16 protein-coding genes are annotated in these 18,606 nt (G+C 69.3%); 10 read left to right on the plus strand and 6 right to left on the minus strand.

Translation table 11 applies throughout. The features are described from left to right. Window positions 1-47: 47 nt before the first annotated feature. Window positions 48-953 carry an NAD(P)/FAD-dependent oxidoreductase gene (locus tag NON22_RS08715; protein ID WP_257386540.1) on the minus strand — a complete coding sequence of 302 codons (906 nt, stop codon included), beginning with the start codon at window positions 951-953 and terminating at the stop codon, window positions 48-50. 66 nt (window positions 954-1,019) lie between these two features. Next, on the minus strand, window positions 1,020-2,420 hold the full coding sequence (locus tag NON22_RS08720) for a sensor histidine kinase (protein ID WP_257386541.1): 1,401 nt from the start codon (window positions 2,418-2,420) through the stop codon (window positions 1,020-1,022). Window positions 2,421-2,462: 42 nt separating this feature from the next. Here NON22_RS08720 and ligD point away from each other — a divergent pair, with 42 nt between their 5' ends. Then, a complete protein-coding gene (ligD, locus tag NON22_RS08725) occupies window positions 2,463-4,991 on the plus strand; it encodes a DNA ligase D (protein WP_257386542.1) in 2,529 nt (842 codons plus the stop codon). A gap of 32 nt (window positions 4,992-5,023) precedes the next feature. Here ligD and NON22_RS08730 read toward each other — a convergent pair whose 3' ends face one another. Continuing rightward, on the minus strand, window positions 5,024-5,284 hold the full coding sequence (locus NON22_RS08730) for a hypothetical protein (protein ID WP_257386543.1): 261 nt from the start codon (window positions 5,282-5,284) through the stop codon (window positions 5,024-5,026). Between the two features lie 182 nt (window positions 5,285-5,466). Between NON22_RS08730 and NON22_RS08735 the strand changes: the two genes are divergently transcribed. Beyond that, the gene (locus tag NON22_RS08735; RefSeq protein WP_257386544.1) at window positions 5,467-5,745 is read left to right on the plus strand and encodes an HU family DNA-binding protein; all 279 of its coding nucleotides are present in this window, start codon (window positions 5,467-5,469) and stop codon (window positions 5,743-5,745) included. Window positions 5,746-5,975: 230 nt separating this feature from the next. On the opposite strand, the gene NON22_RS08740 is transcribed toward NON22_RS08735, so the two are convergent. Continuing rightward, window positions 5,976-8,198, minus strand: coding sequence for a M9 family metallopeptidase (locus tag NON22_RS08740; RefSeq protein WP_257386545.1), 2,223 nt, complete (start codon window positions 8,196-8,198; stop codon window positions 5,976-5,978). 334 nt (window positions 8,199-8,532) lie between these two features. On the opposite strand from NON22_RS08740, the gene NON22_RS08745 reads away from it, so the two are divergent. The 6 genes from NON22_RS08745 (at window position 8,533) to NON22_RS08770 (ending at window position 14,356) form a co-directional block, all read left to right on the plus strand. Then, window positions 8,533-9,294 (plus strand): AraC family transcriptional regulator, encoded by a 762-nt coding sequence (locus tag NON22_RS08745; RefSeq protein ID WP_257386546.1) that lies wholly within the window; start codon window positions 8,533-8,535, stop codon window positions 9,292-9,294. 92 nt (window positions 9,295-9,386) lie between these two features. Then, window positions 9,387-10,154 (plus strand): molybdate ABC transporter substrate-binding protein, encoded by a 768-nt coding sequence (gene modA, locus NON22_RS08750; protein WP_257386547.1) that lies wholly within the window; start codon window positions 9,387-9,389, stop codon window positions 10,152-10,154. Window positions 10,155-10,160: 6 nt separating this feature from the next. Then, window positions 10,161-10,850 carry a molybdate ABC transporter permease subunit gene (gene modB / locus NON22_RS08755; protein WP_257386548.1) on the plus strand — a complete coding sequence of 230 codons (690 nt, stop codon included), beginning with the start codon at window positions 10,161-10,163 and terminating at the stop codon, window positions 10,848-10,850. After that, window positions 10,843-11,514, plus strand: a complete 672-nt coding sequence (locus NON22_RS08760; protein ID WP_257386549.1) for an ATP-binding cassette domain-containing protein — start codon at window positions 10,843-10,845, stop codon at window positions 11,512-11,514. Before modB ends, NON22_RS08760 begins: the two co-directional genes overlap by 8 nt. A gap of 4 nt (window positions 11,515-11,518) precedes the next feature. Continuing rightward, window positions 11,519-12,235, plus strand: a complete 717-nt coding sequence (locus tag NON22_RS08765; protein ID WP_257386550.1) for a TetR/AcrR family transcriptional regulator — start codon at window positions 11,519-11,521, stop codon at window positions 12,233-12,235. A 132-nt stretch (window positions 12,236-12,367) separates the two neighbouring features. Further along, on the plus strand, window positions 12,368-14,356 hold the full coding sequence (locus NON22_RS08770) for an amidohydrolase family protein (RefSeq protein ID WP_257386551.1): 1,989 nt from the start codon (window positions 12,368-12,370) through the stop codon (window positions 14,354-14,356). Between the two features lie 168 nt (window positions 14,357-14,524). Here NON22_RS08770 and NON22_RS08775 read toward each other — a convergent pair whose 3' ends face one another. Continuing rightward, complete coding sequence (locus tag NON22_RS08775; protein WP_257386555.1) at window positions 14,525-15,652, minus strand: inorganic phosphate transporter; 1,128 nt, start codon at window positions 15,650-15,652, stop codon at window positions 14,525-14,527. A gap of 16 nt (window positions 15,653-15,668) precedes the next feature. Next, window positions 15,669-16,301, minus strand: a complete 633-nt coding sequence (locus NON22_RS08780; RefSeq protein ID WP_257386552.1) for a DUF47 domain-containing protein — start codon at window positions 16,299-16,301, stop codon at window positions 15,669-15,671. Between the two features lie 217 nt (window positions 16,302-16,518). Here NON22_RS08780 and NON22_RS08785 point away from each other — a divergent pair, with 217 nt between their 5' ends. Both NON22_RS08785 and NON22_RS08790 read left to right on the plus strand, forming a co-directional pair. Beyond that, a complete protein-coding gene (locus tag NON22_RS08785; protein WP_257386553.1) occupies window positions 16,519-17,820 on the plus strand; it encodes a hemolysin family protein in 1,302 nt (433 codons plus the stop codon). Between the two features lie 22 nt (window positions 17,821-17,842). Next, window positions 17,843-18,448: an exopolysaccharide biosynthesis protein gene (locus tag NON22_RS08790; RefSeq protein ID WP_257386554.1), complete on the plus strand. Its 606-nt coding sequence runs from the start codon at window positions 17,843-17,845 to the stop codon at window positions 18,446-18,448. Window positions 18,449-18,606 lie beyond the last annotated feature (158 nt).

Genomic DNA, 18,606 nt, shown 5'->3' on the forward strand with positions numbered 1-18,606 from the left:
CGCCGCGGACGAGATGAGCAGGGCGCGCAGGTCCGCCGCGAGCGCGGCTACGCGCTGCCGCGCCGCGGCGCGAGCGGCAGCCCGGCGTGGATGTGCGAGGCCGCGATCGCCGCGTGGCCGAATGCGACCGCGATCTGGTTCAACCCGCTGACGACGTCGCCGATCGCGTAGACGCCGCCGGCGGCGGTCATCTGGCAGCGGTCGATCTCGATCTCGCCGGACTCGGCGCGCGCGCCCAATGCGGTGACGAGCGCCGCCGCCGTGTTCGAGCCGAGGCAGGCATACACTGCGTCCAGTCTCGTCGCCTCGCCGCTTCGCGAACGGTGCACGAGGCGTTCGCCGTCGAAGTCGAGTTCTCCACGCGGCAGGACCTGCAGTCCGTCCTGCCGCGCCGACTGCCGCGCCGTCTCGTCGGCCTCGTCGGTCGGCAACAGCGAGATCCGCGCGGAAAACGTCGTCAGGAAGCGCGCGTGCGGAACGATGGACGCGAACGGACCGTAGACGCCGATGTGCGCGTCGGTCGCCTCGTAGGCGTCGCAGATCGCGCAGAGGCGCAGCGCGCGCGCGGCGATCGCGCGGTCCACCCATGCATACGGCGGCAGCTGATCGGTGATGCCGCTCGCGAGAATGACGGTGTGCGAACGCCACTGCCGCGCGCCGGCGGAAGCGACGAACAGGTCGCCCTCGCGCAGGATGCCGTCGACCCGCCCGCGCTCCACCGGCACGCCGAACGCTGCGGCCTGCTCGTGCAGCCGTTCGAGCAGCCGGCGCCCGCGAATCCCGTCGGGAAACCCGGGACAGTTGTTGCTTTCCGCAATCCAGCGAGCGCGGCTCTGTCCCGCATCGACGACGATGCAGCGGCGATGGAAGCGGCGCAGGTAGGTCGCCGCCGTCAGCCCGGCCGGTCCTCCGCCGACGATCAGGCAATCCCAGACGTTGTCGGTGTCGTTCATCGCGAATCCTCGGCGCCGCGGGTCAGACCGTTCGCGCAGCAAGGATCCGGCCAAGCCAACCGGGCTTTACACGACGTCAGGCAGGCTGGAGCGCGCGCCGAGCCGCTTCGGCAGCCGCAGCTCGAAACAGATCGTCCCGTCGACGGAATCGGCGGTCGCCCGCCCGCCGTGCGCATGTGCGATCTCGCGGACGATGAACAGGCCGATGCCGAGATTGCGCCGCTTGCCGTGCCGCCCGTCGGCGTCGCGCCGCCGCAGCGGCGCGAAAAAGGTCTCCAGCACTTCCGCGGGAATGGGTTCGCCTTCGTTGATCACGGTCACGGTCACGTTGTCGCCGTGGTCCTTTCCGACGATGCGCACCGGCGTTCCGGGCGTCCGATACTGCGCGGCGTTCGAGACGAGGTTCGCGAGCGCTTCCCGCACGCGATTCTCGTCGAAACACCCGGACAGCGACCCGCTCATCTCGACGTCGAGCACAACGTCGGGAAAGGCCGACCGGAGCAGTTCGACCTCGGCGCGGCTGGCTGCGCCGAGGTCGACGAAGGTCGGGGCGATCTTCATCGGCGTGCCGAGCATCGCGTTGTTGTATTCGAGCAGGGAGTCGAGCAGCGCGGTCAGGCGTGCGGCGCCGCGCTGGGCGAGTTCGACGTGCGCGGACAGCGGGCTGTCCCGCAGCGCGCGCGACAGCGCGCCGGTCGCGTAGACCACGGTGCTCAACGGCGTGCGGAGGTCGTGGCCGACGACGGCGAGCAGCGTGTTCCGCCAGCGCTCCACTTCGGTGCTGTGGAACGCGACGGACTCGGCGATGGCCTGGTCGATGGCTTCGTTGAAACGGACGAGATCGCTCATCGCGCCGGCGGCGTTCAATCCTCCGGCCTCCGACCACAGGCGCACGACCACCGCGCGCAGCACCCGATACTCCGCAACGACCTGCGACACCGTCAGTCCCACTTCGGCGCGCAGCCGGCCGTGCGTCTGTGCGGCGGTCTCGCTGCGCGTCGGCGCCGCGCGTCCTTCGGATTTCGAGATCGACTGCTGCCGCGACTGCGGCTGTTCCAGGTCCAGCGCGATCACGTCGAGAACGATGGGCAGATGGTTGCTGAGGACCTGGACGTCGATGCTCTGGTTCGCCAGGACGGGCATCGTTCTGGCGAACTCGACCGCACAGGCGACGATTTCGCCGCTGGCCTGCCGGATGAAATCGGAGAGCGTCATTGCTCGAGTCCTCCTGCCGTGCGCATGAGTCCGCCCGGTTGCCGCAAAGTGCATATTGTGCAAGCGGACCCGACCCCGAATGCAATGGCCACGCCGGAATTCGGATCGGACGATCCCGGGCGGCCGCGAGGCGCGGAACCGGCGGCGACGGTGCGTTGCAGAACACGGCGCGGCGCGCGTGCGCAGAGCGAATTGCATGCCGTGCGGTGTCCCGTCCGCCGCGTCTGGCACGGCGCGAGCGGCATGGAGCATGCTTGCGTCCGATTGCGAAGCCGACGCGAGGGAGAATCAGGCATGGGGCTGACCGACTACCGCCGCAAGCGCAACTTCAAGGCCACGCCTGAGCCCGCCGGCGGCGGCTTGCGCAAGGCGCAGCGTTCGTTCGTCGTGCAGCTGCACCATGCGTCGCGCCGGCATTTCGACTTCCGCCTGGAACACGACGGCGTGCTCAAGAGCTGGGCCATACCGAAGGGGCCGAGCTTCGACCCGGCGGTCAAGCGCATGGCCGTGGAAGTCGAGGACCATCCGGTGTCCTACGGCGCGTTCGAGGGCGACATACCGGAAGGCAACTACGGCGCGGGACACGTCGACATCTTCGACGAAGGCACCTGGGTGCCCGAGAACGATCCGGCCGAAGGACTGAAGAAAGGCGAGCTGAAGTTCGAGCTGCACGGCGACGTGCTGCGCGGGTCGTGGGTGCTCGTGCGCACGCGCCGGAACGGCAAGCAGCAGCAATGGCTGCTGATCAAGCATCGCGACGCGTATGCCGGCGCGAAAGAAGCCGACGACTTCGTCGACCCGAAGACCGACCGGCCCTGGCCCAAGGCCCGGCGGCGCAAGGCCTGGCCCAGGCCCGCGGCGGCGACGCCGGGCACATCGCGACTGCGCTCGGCACGGCACGCTAAAGCGCAGGGATCGCGCGAGATCCTGCAGGCCGCGGCGTTTGCGCCGGAGCTGTGCCGGTCGCAGGAGCGCCCGCCGAACGGACCGGAGTGGATCCACGAGGTGAAATGGGACGGCTACCGCATCCTCGCGACCATCGTGCGCGGCAAGGTGCAGCTGTGGTCGCGCAACGCGATCGAATGGACCGCGAAGCTGCCGGGCATCGCCGCGGCGCTGAAACGGCTCGGCCTGCGCAGCGCACAGCTCGACGGCGAACTCGTCGTCGTGCGCGACGGCAATGCCGACTTCAATGCGCTGCAGGCGCGGCTGTCGGGCGAAACAAAGGACCCGCTGCTCTATCTGCTGTTCGACCTGCCGCATCGCGACGGATATTCGCTGCGCGACGTGCCGCTGATCGAACGCAAGGAACAGCTGCGCGCCTTGCTCGACGCGCACCCGCAGGACGCGCTGCGCTTCAGCGCGCACCAGGTCGGCAGCGGCGCGGCGTTCTTCGCGCAGGCCACGCGGGCCGGACTGGAAGGCATCGTCAGCAAGCGCGCCGACAGCGCCTACACCGGCACGCGCAGCGGCGCCTGGGTCAAGGTCAAGGGGCGTCCGAGCGACGAATTCGTCGTGATCGGCTATACGCCGCCGAAAGGTTCGCGCCAGGGCCTGGGTGCGCTGCTGCTGGCCAGGCCGGCCGACGGCGGCCTCAAATACGTCGGACGCGTCGGCACGGGCCTGTCGAACCAGCAATTGACCGACATCCTCAAACGGCTGAAGCGCCTGCACGTCGAGGAGACCCGGGCGGACCTGACTCTGCTCGAGAAGAAGGACATCGCGATCGCACAATGGGTCGAACCGGCGATGATCGTCGAGGTCTTCTTCCAGGGCGTCGGCGGCCAAGGGTTGTTGCGGCAGCCGGCCTGGAAGGCGCTGCGCGACGACAAGACGCTCGCCGACCTGCAGGCCGCCGGCGACGATGGCGCGCCGGCGACGAGCCGCGCGCGCGCCGCCAGGGCTGCAAAAGGTCCATCGCCAGGGACACGGGCGAGACGGTCCGCCGCGCCGCCCGGCGCGTTCAAGCTGACGAGTCCCGAACGCATCGTGTTTCCCGAGCTCGGCATCACCAAGGCCGACGTCGCGGCATATTACGAAGCGGTCGCGCCGTTCCTGCTGCCCGAGCTCGCGGGCCGGCCCGTCTCGGTGGTGCGCTGCCCCGACGGCGCGGCCGGCCAATGCTTCTTCCAGAAACACGTCACGCGTGGCTGGGGCGAACACATCCACGGCGTGCTCGTGCAGGAGAAGAAAGGCAAGCAGGAATACCTGTGCATCGACGACACGGCGGGGCTGCTCGAACTCGTGCAGATGAACGTGCTGGAGCTGCACCCCTGGGGCGCGAAATCGTCCGACCTCGACCATGCCGACCGCCTCGTGTTCGATCTCGATCCGCATCCGACGGTCGGCTGGGATGCGGTCGTCGCGGCCGCGCGCGACGTGCGCGCGCAGCTGACGTCGATTGGACTATGCAGCTTCCTGCGCACCTCCGGCGGCAAGGGACTGCACGTGGTCGTGCCGCTCGATCCGCCCTGCCCCTGGGACGAGCTGCGGCAGTTCGCGCAGGCCGTCTCCACGGCGATGGCGGCGCTGCGGCCCGATCGCTACGTGGCGGTCGCCGGCGAGAAGAACCGCGTCGGCAAGATCTTCATCGACTACCTGCGCAACGGCCACGGCGCGACCGCCGTCGCATCCTATTCGCTGCGCGCGCGGCCGACCGCCGGCGTGGCGATGCCGATCGCCTGGAGCGAGCTCGGGCGCATCCGGAGCGGCGACGCATTCACGATCCGGAACGCGCTGCAGCGGCTGCGCCGGCGCAAGGTGGATCCGTGGGAAGAGATCGGCCGCGTGCGGCAGGCAGTCCCGTCGGTTGCGAAAAAGTAAACGCGACGGCTTCGGACACGGCGGGCCGTGCGTCAGCCCGGCCGCTGCTTCCGGGCCGTGACGACCTGGCCGACGACGGCGGTGATCAGGATGCAGCTGTTCGTCACGACGAATACGAGGCTGCCGACCATGACGCTGTAGGTGATGAATCCGATCGACGAAACGATCTGCCCGGCGAACAGCCATTTCGACACGCCGCGCGCCGACGCGTCGCGAACCTGCGTGACGATCTGCCGGATCAACGTCGCCAGCAGCACCGCGGATGCCGCCCAGCCGATCAGATCCGCCGTCATGAACACCCTCGTGCATCGTTGCGTGCCCGGATCTTAGGACGCGCCGCGAGGGGCGCTGCGTGAAGGCCCCGGGCCTCGAACCGTTCACGAAACGATCACCCGTTACGCCCTGACGCACCTCCGTTCACGATCGGTGCGCCCGGCCGTGCCATAATCCGCGGTCTTTTTGACCGGAGCTTCCCATGAACAAGACTGACCTGATCGCCCGCATCGCCGAAGAAACCGACAGCACCAAGGTGCAGAGCGAGACCTACCTCAATGCCGTGCTGAACCAGATCGGCAAGGCGCTCGCGGCGGGCGAATCCGTCGTTCTGCCGGGTTTCGGCAGTTTCGAAGTCCGCGAGCGCTCGGCCCGCACCGGACGCAATCCGCAGACCGGCGCGACCATCGAGATCGCGGCGAGCAAGGCCCCGGCGTTCAAGCCCGGCGCTGCGCTGAAGAAGATCATCTCGGGCAACTGAGCCCGGCAATACCGCAGATCCGCCGCGCGCCGGTTTCCGCGCGCGGCGGATCTGCCCGGCCGCAGAACGCAGGTCGGCAGCAGCCGCACGACGCGGACGTGATTGCGCGACCCGTCGCCATCCCTCCTCTTCCCGTTTCGCCGATTGGCGGCGTCGACAGCGCGTCTCCTGAAAAAAAGCCGCGACCGTCCGTGGCCGCGGCTGCCGTCAGCGCGCGAAACCGCCGGACGTCACTGCCAGGACGCCGCGACCTCCACGCCGCTGAAGGTGCTCGCGTTCGTGTGCGGCTTGAGCATGAGGTAGTGCCAGCCCGCGGCCGGCGCCGCCACGGTCACCGTTTCCTCGTTGCCGACGAGTTGCGGCGCATGATCGTAGGCCGCTTCGGTCGGCCAGCTTCCGGCACGATGGTAGATGTCCGCGTCGCCGGCGCCGCCGCTCATGCGAAAGGTCAGGCTGTTCACGCCAGCCGGCACGAGTATCGTCAGGTAGACGCGCGCCTGCGGCGTCGCGGCCGACAGGTCGCTGCGCTTGCAGCCGTTGCCGAGGCGGCCGGCGTCGGCGTCCGTGCATTCGGGCGGACCGCTGCCGAAATCGTCGGCGAAGATCAGGTCGGGCTGGCCGCCGTTGCAGATCGTCGTGTCGCCGTCGTGAGCGGCGAAGCAGACCAGCCAGCTGCGGAACTCGGCGTCGTAGGCAGTGCGGATCGGATCCACCCAGTTCGCATAGCCCGGGCTGTAGTTGCCCGGCCGTGAAATCGCATAGAGGCTCGTGATCCGGTCGCGATGACGCTCGAACATGAAGCGCGTCGCGAGATAGCCCCACTGGTAGGTGCGCGCGTAGTCGGTGCTGTATTCGGTGTCGAACAGCTGCGCGAGCGTGAACGCGTCGGGATTGCCGGCCGCGGCGACCGCCGACGCGTAGCGCAGATTGCGGTACGAATACGACAGGTATTCGGCGAAGCCTTCGATGTACCAGATCGCCGAGTACGGCGCGTCCATCGGCAGCGCGCCGAAGCCGCCGTACCAGTTGAAGCGTCCGTCGAGGTAGTGGATGTATTCGTGGGTCAGGTTCCAGATCTCGAAGTTCGGCCGCAGCCATTCGGCCTCATAGGCGAGGAAGCGCGCCTGGTTGGCCGGATCGGACGGATCGCCTTCGAGATAGATGCCGCCGTTGTTGGTGTCGTTGCCGAAGATGATGCCCGAATAGGTTTCGTAGTCGCCGCTCGAATGGAAGATCACCATTTCGAGCTTCGTGTTGAAGTCGTTCGGCACCGGCGTATTGCCGGTCTGCGCTTGCGCGTGGAAATAGCCTTCCTCGGCGCCGACCGTGCTGCAGACCTGGTCGAGCTGGGCCGACGTCAGCGACTGGCTGCGCACGCGCAGGGTCGCGCTGCAGTCGCGTGCGTTCGCCGCCGGCAGCACCTGCGTCTCCAGATCCTGCGCGAACGTGCACAGGCCGAAATACGCGCAATGGCCGTGGTCGTAGTAGTCCACGACGCTCGCGATGCGCACGTAGATGCCGCCGCCGGGCCCGCCGATCGTGAACTGGTCGAGGACGGACTTGGCCCTGGGATGGACGAGGTCGTGGAACGCGGCCGCCGGGTACTGCGTGAAGCGGCCGAGCTCGCCGGCGGCGTTCTGCAGCAGGTATTCGCGGCTGCTGCCGACGTCGGCCGCGCGGTTGTCGTTGATGAAATTCACGAGCGTGTCGAGCACGCCGCTGCCGCTGCCCTGCACGAGCGCCTGGAACGCCGGATCGTAGTGGCCGCGGAACAGCACCGTGAACACGTTGTTCGCCGCGGCCTGCATGGAGGAATAGCCGGACCAGCCCGGACCGTAGCGGTCGAGGATGCCGCGCACCGTGTCGAGCTGCGCGGCGTTCTCGCCGGCGCTGTCGATCAGGGTGACGAACTCCGCGAGCACCTTGCCGTGCGCGTCGTTGACGTCCTGGAAATGGCCGTTCGCGACGAACGCGTTCAGCGCCGGACGGATCGCGTTCGTGAACGCCGCGCCGTAGTCGCCGACGTCGGTCGCGTTGTAGTACTGCACGTAGAGGCCCGCACGCAGGAACAGCACGAGCTCGTACATGTGATTGCTGTTGTCGCCGGAATAGCTCGCCGCGTCGGCCTGCATCGCGTTGGCGATCGTGACCATCTTGCTCTCGGCGAAGATCTGCCCGGCCGTCGCGCCGGTCACGTCGAACAGGCCGCCGCTGTAGAAACAGGCCGCATCCGCCGCGCGCACGGCCGCGACGAGCGCCGCGCCGCTCGCGCTCGCGAAGCCGGCGATGTTGCAGGCATCGGCCGCCTGCGGACGCGCGTCCGGCGCGTCGTAGGCGCGGAACAGGTGCGCGCGGCTGGACGGCAGCGGCGCGCGGCGGTCCCACGCAATGGGACGGATCTGGACATGCGCCGCCGCGTCGCGCGCGGCCGCAGCGGCCGTCGGGCCGGGCAAGGGATCCTGCGGGCGTGCGGACGCGCCCAGCGGCAAGGCAGCCAGGAACAGGCACGCAGCCAGCCCCGTGCCGGCTTGCAAAAGCCGATCAAACGAATACATTGGTTTCTCCCCGAACATCGTCTTGTGTGGACTACACCGCACGAGCCCGGTGTTCCGGAGGCGGACGCGCTGCAACGCGTCCGCCTCCACCTGACTCCTGCCGGTCAGGATGCTAGGTTTCGGCTACGACCAAGGTCTAGCCGTATACGCGCACACGGGCGTGACAATCCGCACAAACCAGGTTCGCGCGGCGGCACGCGATGTCGCCGCCGCGCGCACGCGAGGGGGACGCATGAACAATGAACTTGCACGCTGGCGCGAAGCCTTCATGGCCCGCGTCGCTTCGCCGTGGTACGTCGAGACGCTGTTCGATCGCCTGCCCGACATCGTGTTCTCGATCAAGGACAAGCAGGGCCGCTACGTGTCGATCAGCGAGGCGTCGGTCGTGCGCTGCGGCCTCAAGCGCAAGCAGGATGCGATCGGCAAGACCGCGTTCGACCTGTTTCCGCGGCCGATGGCCGAACGCTACGCGCGCCAGGACGAGCGCCTGTTCAATACCGGCCGGCCCATCGTCGACAACCTCGATCTGACGGTCTATCGCGACGGCAGCGCGGGATGGTGTCTCACGACGAAGGAGCCGCTGTACGACGCGCAGGGCCGCGTCGTCGGCCTGGCCTGCATATCCAAGGACCTCATCGAGCCGAGCCGCGCCGGACTCATCGACACGGGCTTCGCCGAGACCGTCGACTACATGCTCGAGCACTACGATCAGCCGCTGCGCATGGAGGACCTCGCGCGCCGCGCGGGCCTGTCGCAGGCGCAGTTCGAGCGGCGCATGAAGAAGATCTTCCACCTGTCGGCCGGCCAGTACCTGATCAAGGCACGCATCGACCACGCGGCGCGGCTGCTCGCCTCCACCGCACTGCCGATCGCCGAGATCGCCCAGCACGCAGGCTTCTCCGACCAGAGCGCGCTGTCGCGCCAGTTCCGCCAGGTCACGGGCTTCGCGCCGCGGCAGTATCGCCAGCTCATGCGGCCGGGAACGGACGAGTAGCGCGGCGCCGCGGCCGGCGCGGCAGCGATCGCCGCGGCCGGCCGCGTGCCGTCTCGGGCTACACTGCGGCCCTGTCCGACGAGAACCCCGCCATGCCCGTGCTGCGCCTGTTCGGTCCGTTGCTGTTCCTGCTCGCCGCGGCGGCACCGGCCCGGGCGGCCGAGCTGCTGGTGTTCGCCGCCGCGAGCCTCAAGCCGGCGCTCGACGAGATCGTCGCGCTGCCTGAGGCCGAGGCCGTCGCCGGGATCAAGACCAGCTATGCCGCGAGCTCGGCGCTCGCGCGGCAGATCGAGGCCGGCGCACCGGCCGACGTGTTCGTCAGCGCCGATCTGGAATGGATGGACTGGCTGCAGCAGCGCGGCCATGTCGCGGCCGCGACGCGCTTCGTGCTCGCGCGCAACGAGCTCGTGCTCGTCGCGCCGGCCCCGTCGACCGTGCAGCTCACGCTGGACCGCCACACCGACCTGCGGGGCGCACTCGGCGATGCGCCCATCGCGTTGGCCGAACCCGGCAGCGTGCCGGCCGGCAAGTATGCGAAAGCCGCGTTCGAGCGGCTCGGCCTCTGGCCGCAGATCCAGACGCGCTACGTCGCGACCGAGAACGTGCGCGCGGCGCTCGCGCTGGCCGCGCGCGGCGAAGCGCCGCTGGCCGCGGTCTACCGCTCCGACGCGGTGTCCGAACCCAAGGTCCGCGTGGTCGCCGCATTTCCGGCCGACAGCCACCCGCCCATCGTCTATCCGGCCGCCGCCTTGCAACAGCACGACGGCGCCGCCGCGCAGCGATTCCTCGCGCTGCTGCGCAGCGCGCCGGCCCGGGCCGTGCTGCAGCGCTGGGGCTTCCGCGCCGCCGCAGCGGACTGACACGCGGTGCTGACTGCCGCCGAAGCCACGGCGCTCGCGATCAGCCTCAAGGTCGCGCTGCTCTCCATCCTCGTCGCGCTGCCGTTCGCGCTGGCCCTCGGGCTCGCGCTGTCACGCCTGCGCTTTCCGGGCAAGAGCGTGCTCGAGGCCCTGCTGAACCTGCCGCTCGTGCTGCCGCCCGTGGTCACTGGCTATGCGCTGCTGCAGCTGTTCGGGCGCCACGGAACGATCGGCGCCTGGCTCGCGCCGCTGGGCCTGCAGTTCGCGTTCCACTGGAGCGGCGCCGTGCTCGCGGCGCTGGTCATGAGCTTTCCGCTGCTGGTCATCTCGGTACGCGCGGGCTTCGACGGCGTGGACCGGCGCCTCGAGGCCGCGGCCGAATCCCTCGGCGCCGGCGCCTGGCGCCGCTTCGCGAGCGTGACCCTGCCGCTGTCGCTGCGCAGCGTGCTGGCCGGCTGCGTGCTCGCGTTCGCGCGCGCATTCGGCGAGTTCGGCGCGACGATCAGCTTCGTCGGCAGCATTCCGGGCGAGACGCGCACCCTGTCGATCGCGATCTGGGAGCTGCTGAACCAGCCCGGCGGCGAAGCCGGCCTCGGTCGGCTGGTCTGGGTCGCGCTGCTCGTCGGCATTGCCGCCTCGCTGCTGGCGGCGCTGCTCGCGCGGCGCAGTCCCGGCGCGGAGGCCGCGCATGATTGAGCTCGACGTGCGCTGGAAGCCGCGCGATTTCGATCTCGCCGTCTCCTTTGCGTCGCCGGCGAAGCATCTCGCGCTGTTCGGACCCTCGGGCTGCGGCAAGACCAGCCTGCTGCTGGCCGTCGCCGGCCTGCGCCGGCCCGACGCCGGCCGCATCCGTCTCGGCGGCGAACTGCTGTTCGACAGCGCCGTCGGCCTCAACGTCGCCGCGGCGCGGCGCGGCCTCGGCGTGGTGTTCCAGGACGGCCGCCTGTTCCCGCACCTGCGCGTTCGCGACAATTTGCTTTATGGACAATACGGCAAGGCGGCGAGTCCTGCGCTCGGCCTGGCCGACGTCGTCGAGCTGCTCGGCCTGACCGACCTGCTCGCGCGCTGGCCGACGACCCTGTCCGGCGGCGAGGCGCGCCGCGTCGCGATAGGCCGTGCGCTGCTGAGCCGGCCGCGCGCGCTGCTGCTCGACGAGCCGCTCGTCGGCCTGCACCGCGAGGCGCGCAGCCAGGTGCTGGCCTATCTGCGCCGCCTGCGCGACGAGATCGCGCTGCCGACCCTGCTCGTCAGCCATCAGCCCGACGAGGTCGAGGCGCTGGCCGAGGAAGTCGTGCTGCTCGACGACGGCCGCGTGCGCCGGCAGCTCGGCGTTGCCGAATTCGCGGCGCGGCGCAACTGACGCGATGGCCAAGCCCCGCGCTACGCGCCGCCCGGCCGCCGACAAACCCGCGCTGACGCGCGAACGCGTCATCGCCGCGGCCCTCGCCGAGATCGACGAGCGCGGCGCCGACGCGTTCAACCTGCGCAATCTCGCCGAGCGCCTCGGCGTCTATCCGACCGCGGTCTACTGGCACGTGCCGAACAAGAACGCGATCCTCGCCGAAGTCGTCGCGACGGTGTTCCGCGACGTCGCGCCGCGGCGGCGCAGCGGCGAGGACTGGCGCGACTACCTGCGCAAGCTGTTCCAGCGCTACCGCGCGTCGATGCGGCGCCATCCGAACGTCGCGCCGCTGGTCGGCGCGCATCTCGTCGGCAATCTGCGCATCGATTTCGATTTCGTCGAAGGCGTGCTCGGCGCGCTCGCCGACGCGGATCTCGCCGGCGCGCGCCTGGTCGCCGGCTACAACGCCGTCGTCGCCGCGCTGATCGGCTTCGTCGTGCAGGAGTTCTCGCCGATACCGGCGACCGAGGCGCAGGAGTGGCAGTCGGCCGTGCAGCAGCGCCTGCTGACCGTCGATCCGCAGACCCATCCGGTGCTCGCGGCGAATCTGCCGCTGCTGGCCAACCAGGCCTTCGTGCTGCGCTGGCAGAACGGCAGCGAGGCGCCGCTGGACGCGTCGTACCGCAGCTTCATCGAGCAGGTCATCGCCGGTATCGAACACCTGCGCGCGCAGGGCTGAGCCTGCCGCGGCCGGGTCGCCGCCTGTACGGCGTACAGGCGCGAAGCTCATGTTGCAGTGCAATATTCGCGGCATTTGACGCCATTCGTTGTACGATGTACAACGATCGCGACCATAGCCTCGGGGAAGACCATGCGCCGCCTGGCCCTGCTGATCCTGTCGTGCTGCAACGTCGCCGCACTCGCGGCGCCGCGCGAGGACATCTTCCTGCTGCTGGACCGCCAGGTCGGCAGCCAGCGCGTCACGCAGCGCGCCGACGGCAAGGTCGAAGTACGCTTCTCCTACCGCGACCGCGACCACGGCGAGGACCTCGTCGCCGAATGGACGCTCGACGCGGCCGGCATCCCGCTGCGCTATGCGGTGCGCGGCCACGACTACCTGCAGGCGCCCGTGCGCGAGGAATTCCGCCGCGACGGGCACAAGGCGCAATGGCGGAACCTGCATGCGAGCGGCGGAGCCGACGCCGCGACGCCGGCGTTCTACCTGCCCGAGACCGCGACGCCGGAATACGTCGCCGCGCTCGCGCGCGCGCTGCTCAAGGCGCCGGACCGGCGCCTGCCGCTGCTGCCCGACGGCGAGGCGCGGCTGCAGCGTGTCGGCAGCCTGGTCGACGGCGACGCGAAGTCGGCGACCGAATTCGTGCATTACCGCATCAGCGGGCTCGGCTTCTCGCCGCAGTCGATCTGGCTGGCTGCCGACGGCACGCCGCTGATGGCGTCGTCCTGGTCGTCGGTGCTGCCGGCCGGCCGCGCGGCGCTGCGCGCACGCCTGCTGCAGGCGCAGAACGAGGCCGAGCTGGCCTGGCAGGCGGAACTCGCGCAGCGCCTCGGCCGTCGCCCTACCGGCGATCTGCTGATCCGCGACGCGCGCCTGTTCGACGCGCGCGACGGCCGCGTCCATCCGGGCAGCAGCGTGCTGATCCGCGGCGAGCGCCTGCTGCGCGTCGCACCGGGCGCGGACATCGATGCGCCCGGCGCCGAAGTCGTCGATGCGCGCGGCCGCTTCCTGATGCCGGGACTCTGGGACAACCACCAGCATTTCGACGGCGTCGACGGCCTGCTCGACATCGCCTGCGGCGTGACCACGGGCCGCGATCTGGCCAACGACGACGACGGTTTCCTGCAGCGCGTCGCGCGCTTCGAGGCCGGCAGCGAGATCGGCCCGCGCATCGTGCGCGCCGGCATGATCGACGGCAACGGTCCGTATGCGGGCCCGACGCCCAAGCACGTGGACACGCTGGAGCAGGCGCTCGCGGCCGTGGACTGGTACGCGGACCGCGGCTACTCGCGGATCAAAACCTACATGTCGTTGAAGCCCGAGTTCATCGCGCCGATGGCGGCGCGCGCGCACGAACGCGGACTGCGCTTCAGCGGCCACGTGCCGGCCTTCATGTCGGCCGAGCAGTACGTCGAGGCCGGCGCCGACGAGCTGCATCACTTCAACTACGTCGTGCTCGACCTGCTCTGGCCGCAGGTGCAGGAGACCACGAAGCAGAGCCAGCGCTTCGGCCAGGTCGCCGCGCATGCGCGCGAGTTCACGCCGCAGCAGCCGCGCGTCGCCGCGCTGATCGAATTCCTGCGCCGGCGCCAGGTCGCGATCGATCCGACCCTGTCGCTGCTCGAGGCGCGCATCGCCGGCGATCCGCGCGAGGTCACGCCGGCGCTGGCCGCCGTCGCCGACCGCTTTCCGGTCGGCGTACGCCGCGGCCTGCGCGGCACGCCGTATCCGCCGCCGCCCGGCGAGGAAGCCGCTTACGCCGCGGCGCTGCCGGCGATGCTGCAGCTGCTGCACGCCCTGCATGCGGCCGGCGTGACCATCGTGCCGGGCACCGACATGCTGGCCGGCTATTCGCTGCATCACGAGCTCGCGCTCTACGTACGCGCCGGCATCGCGCCGGCCGACGTGCTGCGCATGGCCACCCTGGAGTCGGCGCGCAACAGCGGCCTGTCCCACGAGCGCGGCCTGATCTCGAACGGCCTGCAGGCCGACCTGATCCTGATCGACGGCGACCCGACCCGCGACATCGCCGACACCCGCCGCATCGACCTCGTCTTCAGCCGCGGCCGGATCTACGAGCCGACGCAGATCGAGGCGGAGTTGGGAGTGAAGAGCCGGGAATAGAGAACCGGGAATGGGGAATCGTCAGAAGCAAAGGTGCAGTGCGGCGATCCACACGCAGCGCCGATTTGCCGGAATCGGAACGGCATAACCGCCGAAGCAAAAGCGCGGCACTGCGGCTCACATGCTTTACCGATTCCCTATTCCCGGCCCTTCCCCATGCCCGGCCCCTTAGATCGGCAACCCCGCCAGGTGCGCCAGCTTGACGAGCAGATAGGCCAGACCCGCGGCGATCGGCAGGGTCAGGATCCAGGCCCAGATCATGCGCTCGACGATGGTCCACTTGATCGCGTTCAGGCGCTTGGCGGTGCCGACGCCCATGATCGCGGCGGAGATGTTGTGCGTGGTCGACACGGGGATGCCGAGGCTCGACGCGCTGAGGATCATCGTCGCCGACGCGGTCTCGGCGGCGAAACCGTGCACCGGATGCAGCTTGACCATCTTGTGACCGAGGGTCTTGATGATGCGCCAGCCGCCGGCGGCCGTTCCCGCAGCCATGACGACGGCGCAGGTCAGCTTGATCCAGAGCGGGATTTCCAGGTGCCTGGGATCGCCGTCGAGTCGCAGGAAATGCAGCCATTGCGGCAGGCCGTCGAGCTGACCGGCGACGCCGGCCGAGGCCAGCGCCAGCGCAATGATGCCCATGGTCTTCTGCGCGTCGTTGGAGCCGTGCGCCCAGCCCATCGCGCTGGCCGAGAGGATCTGCAGCTTGCCGAACAGCGCATTGGCGAAGCGCGGCCGGCCGATCTTCTGCAGCACGCCCTTGCGGTCTGCGAGGAACGAGAACAGCGCGAACAGCGCGCCCATGATCAGCATGCCGAGAATGAAGCCGGCCAGCGGCGACAGCACCATCGGTATCACGACCTTGGGCAGCAGGCCCTTGCCCTGCCACCAGTGCTCGGCGCCCGGGACGTTCCAGATGATGGCCTGCCAGTTGTCGCCGGCCGCGGCGAACGCGGCGCCGCAGAGGCCGCCGACGAGCGCGTGCGAGGACGAGGACGGCAGCCCCCACCACCAGGTGATAAGGTTCCAGATCACGCCGCCGGCCAGCGCGCAGATCAGCACCATCGAGGTCACGTTGACGACGCCGGTGTCGATCAGGCCCGAGGCGATGGTCTTGGCCACGGCCGTGCCCCAGAGCGCGCCGATCAGATTCATGCCCGCGGCGAGCATGACCGCCTGGCCCGGACTCAGCACCTTGGTCGCGACGACCGTCGCGATCGAGTTGGCCGTGTCGTGGAAGCCGTTGATGTATTCGAACACGAGCGCGATCAGGATCACGCTGAAGACCAGGGTCATTTCCACGGCGCGCGCCTCAGGAATTCTTCAGCACGATCGCGTAGACCACGTTGCCGGCGTCGCGGCAGCGGTCGATGGCCTTCTCCAGGATCTCGAACAGGTCCTTGCGCAGCAGGAAGCGCACCGGATCGTTCTCGTTGCGGTACATGTCGCGGAACAGCTCGAGGATCAGCCGGTCGGCCTCGTTCTCGATCGCCTGCAGCTGGTCGTTGAGCTCCTTCATCGGCTCGAGCTTCATCGAACGCAGCTGGCCGACCATCTGCTCGAGCACCTCGCAGGCTTTTTCGAGCATGCCCGCGCGCGAGGCGAAATCGTCGTCGCCGAGGCGGTCGCCGATCAGCGAATAGCGCTCGGCGAATTTCTCGATGACCTTCGGAATCTTGTACAGCGCGCCGGACAGCGCCTCGATGTCCTCGCGCTCCAGCGCCGTCACGAAGGTGTTGACCAGCGCCTCGCTGATCTCGGCCGCGAGCTTCTTCTCGCGCTGGCGCGCGAGGCGGAATTCCTCGAGCGACTTGGCCGCGACGCTGCCGTCCTTGCCGAGGAACTCGGTCAGCGCCGAGGCGCTGCGATGCGCGGCCGCGGCGCTGGCTTCGAGCAGCCCGTAGAACTTGTCGCCCTTGCCGAAGATGGTCTGCAGAGAAAACATGGCCGCGTCGCCCCGTTTGCTAAAGGATTGAATGAGAAAGAAAAAAAACGCGACACCGAGTGTCTGCCGCGAAATCCGCGGCAAAAATATGTCGTTTCGATGACATTCATGTTACAGCAGCGACAGGGCGGCCCGCACACCGGACCCCCGGCTTTCGCCGCATGGGCCCGTCATGCGGGGCTGCTACACTGGCCTGCCTGGGACCGCACGCTGCGCAATGCTGACCGAGATACTCGTCGTCCTGCTCCTGATCCTGCTGAACGGCTTCTTCGCGCTGTCGGAGATGTCCGTGGTCACCGCGCGCAAGTCGCGGCTCAAGCAGATGGCCGAAACCAGCACGCGCGCGCAGAACGCGCTGCGGCTGAGCGAAAGCCCCGAGCGCTTCCTGTCCACGGTGCAGGTCGGCATCACCCTGATCAGCGTGCTGACCGGCGTCTACGGCGGCGCGACAATAGGCGCTCGCATCGGGCAATTCCTGCAGGGCCGTGGCGTCGAGCCGGATCTGGCCAACGGCGTCGGCCTGGCCCTCAGCGTCGGCGCGATCACCTACATCTCCATCATCGTCGGCGAGCTGCTGCCCAAGCGCCTGGCCCTGGTCGCGCCGGAACGCTTCGCGACCTGGATCGCCTATCCGATGCGCATTTTCGCGACCGTGGCCGCTCCGTTCGTCTGGCTGCTGTCGCTGAGCACGCGGCTGCTGCTCAAGGCGCTGGGCCTCGACAAGGGCTCGCGCGATCCGGTCACCGAAGAGGAGATCCGCCTGCTCGTGGCCGAGAGCGCCGAACAGGGTGTCATCGACAGCGACGAGCACAACATGGTCAACCGCGTGCTGCGCCTCGGCGACCGCCAGGTCACGAGCCTGATGACGCCGCGCACGCGCATCGCCTGGCTCGACGTGGCCGCGCCGCTGAGCGACAACCTCGCGGTCATGCGTTCCACGCCGTATTCGCGCTATCCGGTCTACCGCGGCGGCAACGAGCAGGACGTGGTCGGCATCCTCGAGATCAAGTCGCTGCTCGACACCTTGGGCTCGCCGAACATCGATCTGTTCCGTACCGTGAGCAAGGTGCTGTTCGTGACCTCGGCCGCGCGCGCGCTCGACGTGCTCGAGGAACTGCGCGAAGCCGAGGCGACGATGGCGCTGGTCGTCGACGAATACGGCGAGATCGAAGGCCTCGTCGGCATCAACGACGTGCTCGGCGCCGTGCTCGGCACCGCGAGCACGAACGTCGAGACCGCCGACGCGCCGATCGTGCGGCGCGAGGACGGCAGCTACCTGGTCGACGGCGCGCTAGGCACCGACGACCTGCGCGAACTGCTGGACCTGAGCCAGCTGCCGAACGAGGAAGACCACGATTTCCGCACCGCGGCCGGCATGGTCATGGCCCAGTTCGGCCGCATTCCGCAGGTCGGCGAATCGTTCCGCTGGCGCGATCTGCGCTTCGAGGTCGTCGACCTCGACGGCCCGCGCATTGACAAACTGCTGATCGCCCGCATCACGCCGGAAGCGGCCCCGTAAGCGGGCGAACGAGACTTCACGGATGACGCGCCCGCACGATCCGCGCACGACCGAGCTGTTCCGGCTCGCGCTGCAAGAAAACACCGGCGACACAATTTCCCTGGAGCAATTCATCGCGCCGCTGGAAGCGCGCGCCTACGGCTTCCTCGTCGTGCTGCTGTCGCTGCCGAACTTCATTCCGATTCCGATGGGCGTCGGCGGCGTCTGCGGCACCTTGCTGGTCATCATCGGCGCGCAGATGCTCTGGGGCATGCCGCGGCCGTGGCTGCCGCGCTTCACGCGCCAGCACGGCTTTCCGCGTCATTCGGTGGAAAGCTTCGTCTCGCACATGACGCCGATGTTCAGCCGGCTCGAACGCGTCTGCCGGCCGCGCTTCGAGCAGATCACGCGCCGGCCGTACAGCCATTTCAGCGGGCTCATGCTGATCCTGCTCGGCATCCTGCTCGCGCTGCCGATCCCGTTCACGAACTACCCGTTCGGCCTCGTGATCCTCGGCTTCGGCGTCGCGCTGATCGAGCGCGACGGCGTGCTGCTGGCGCTGGTCTGGGCCGCGACGCTGATCTCGACCGCGATGGTCGGCAGCCTCAGCAGCGCGATGGTCGCGCTCGCGCGGCATTTCTTCGGCTGACCCGCGGGCCGCGCAGGGCCGCGCGGCTTTCAGTCCTGCGTATCGGCAGCGTCCGGCCGGCCGCGCCCGGCCTGGCCGGCCAGCCGCGCCATGCGCTGCGCGTCGGCGAGGATGCCGCGCAGCACGCGCAACTCGCGCGCGTCGGGCCGGGCGCGCAG

It is taken from the genome of Tahibacter caeni (genome assembly GCF_024609805.1).
Lineage (GTDB): Bacteria > Pseudomonadota > Gammaproteobacteria > Xanthomonadales > Rhodanobacteraceae > Tahibacter > Tahibacter caeni.

What these genes read in the sequence shown, in the direction of transcription:
- NON22_RS08715 (WP_257386540.1), bottom strand. Translation starts at nt 953, where the DNA reads ATGAACGACACCGACAACGTCTGGGATTGCCTGATCGTCGGCGGAGGA.
- NON22_RS08720 (WP_257386541.1), bottom strand. Translation starts at nt 2,420, where the DNA reads ATGCTCCATGCCGCTCGCGCCGTGCCAGACGCGGCGGACGGGACACCG.
- ligD (WP_257386542.1), top strand. Translation starts at nt 2,463, where the DNA reads ATGGGGCTGACCGACTACCGCCGCAAGCGCAACTTCAAGGCCACGCCT.
- NON22_RS08730 (WP_257386543.1), bottom strand. Translation starts at nt 5,284, where the DNA reads ATGACGGCGGATCTGATCGGCTGGGCGGCATCCGCGGTGCTGCTGGCG.
- NON22_RS08735 (WP_257386544.1), top strand. Translation starts at nt 5,467, where the DNA reads ATGAACAAGACTGACCTGATCGCCCGCATCGCCGAAGAAACCGACAGC.
- NON22_RS08745 (WP_257386546.1), top strand. Translation starts at nt 8,533, where the DNA reads ATGAACAATGAACTTGCACGCTGGCGCGAAGCCTTCATGGCCCGCGTC.
- modA (WP_257386547.1), top strand. Translation starts at nt 9,387, where the DNA reads ATGCCCGTGCTGCGCCTGTTCGGTCCGTTGCTGTTCCTGCTCGCCGCG.
- NON22_RS08760 (WP_257386549.1), top strand. Translation starts at nt 10,843, where the DNA reads ATGATTGAGCTCGACGTGCGCTGGAAGCCGCGCGATTTCGATCTCGCC.
- NON22_RS08765 (WP_257386550.1), top strand. Translation starts at nt 11,519, where the DNA reads ATGGCCAAGCCCCGCGCTACGCGCCGCCCGGCCGCCGACAAACCCGCG.
- NON22_RS08770 (WP_257386551.1), top strand. Translation starts at nt 12,368, where the DNA reads ATGCGCCGCCTGGCCCTGCTGATCCTGTCGTGCTGCAACGTCGCCGCA.
- NON22_RS08775 (WP_257386555.1), bottom strand. Translation starts at nt 15,652, where the DNA reads ATGACCCTGGTCTTCAGCGTGATCCTGATCGCGCTCGTGTTCGAATAC.
- NON22_RS08780 (WP_257386552.1), bottom strand. Translation starts at nt 16,301, where the DNA reads ATGTTTTCTCTGCAGACCATCTTCGGCAAGGGCGACAAGTTCTACGGG.
- NON22_RS08785 (WP_257386553.1), top strand. Translation starts at nt 16,519, where the DNA reads ATGCTGACCGAGATACTCGTCGTCCTGCTCCTGATCCTGCTGAACGGC.
- NON22_RS08790 (WP_257386554.1), top strand. Translation starts at nt 17,843, where the DNA reads ATGACGCGCCCGCACGATCCGCGCACGACCGAGCTGTTCCGGCTCGCG.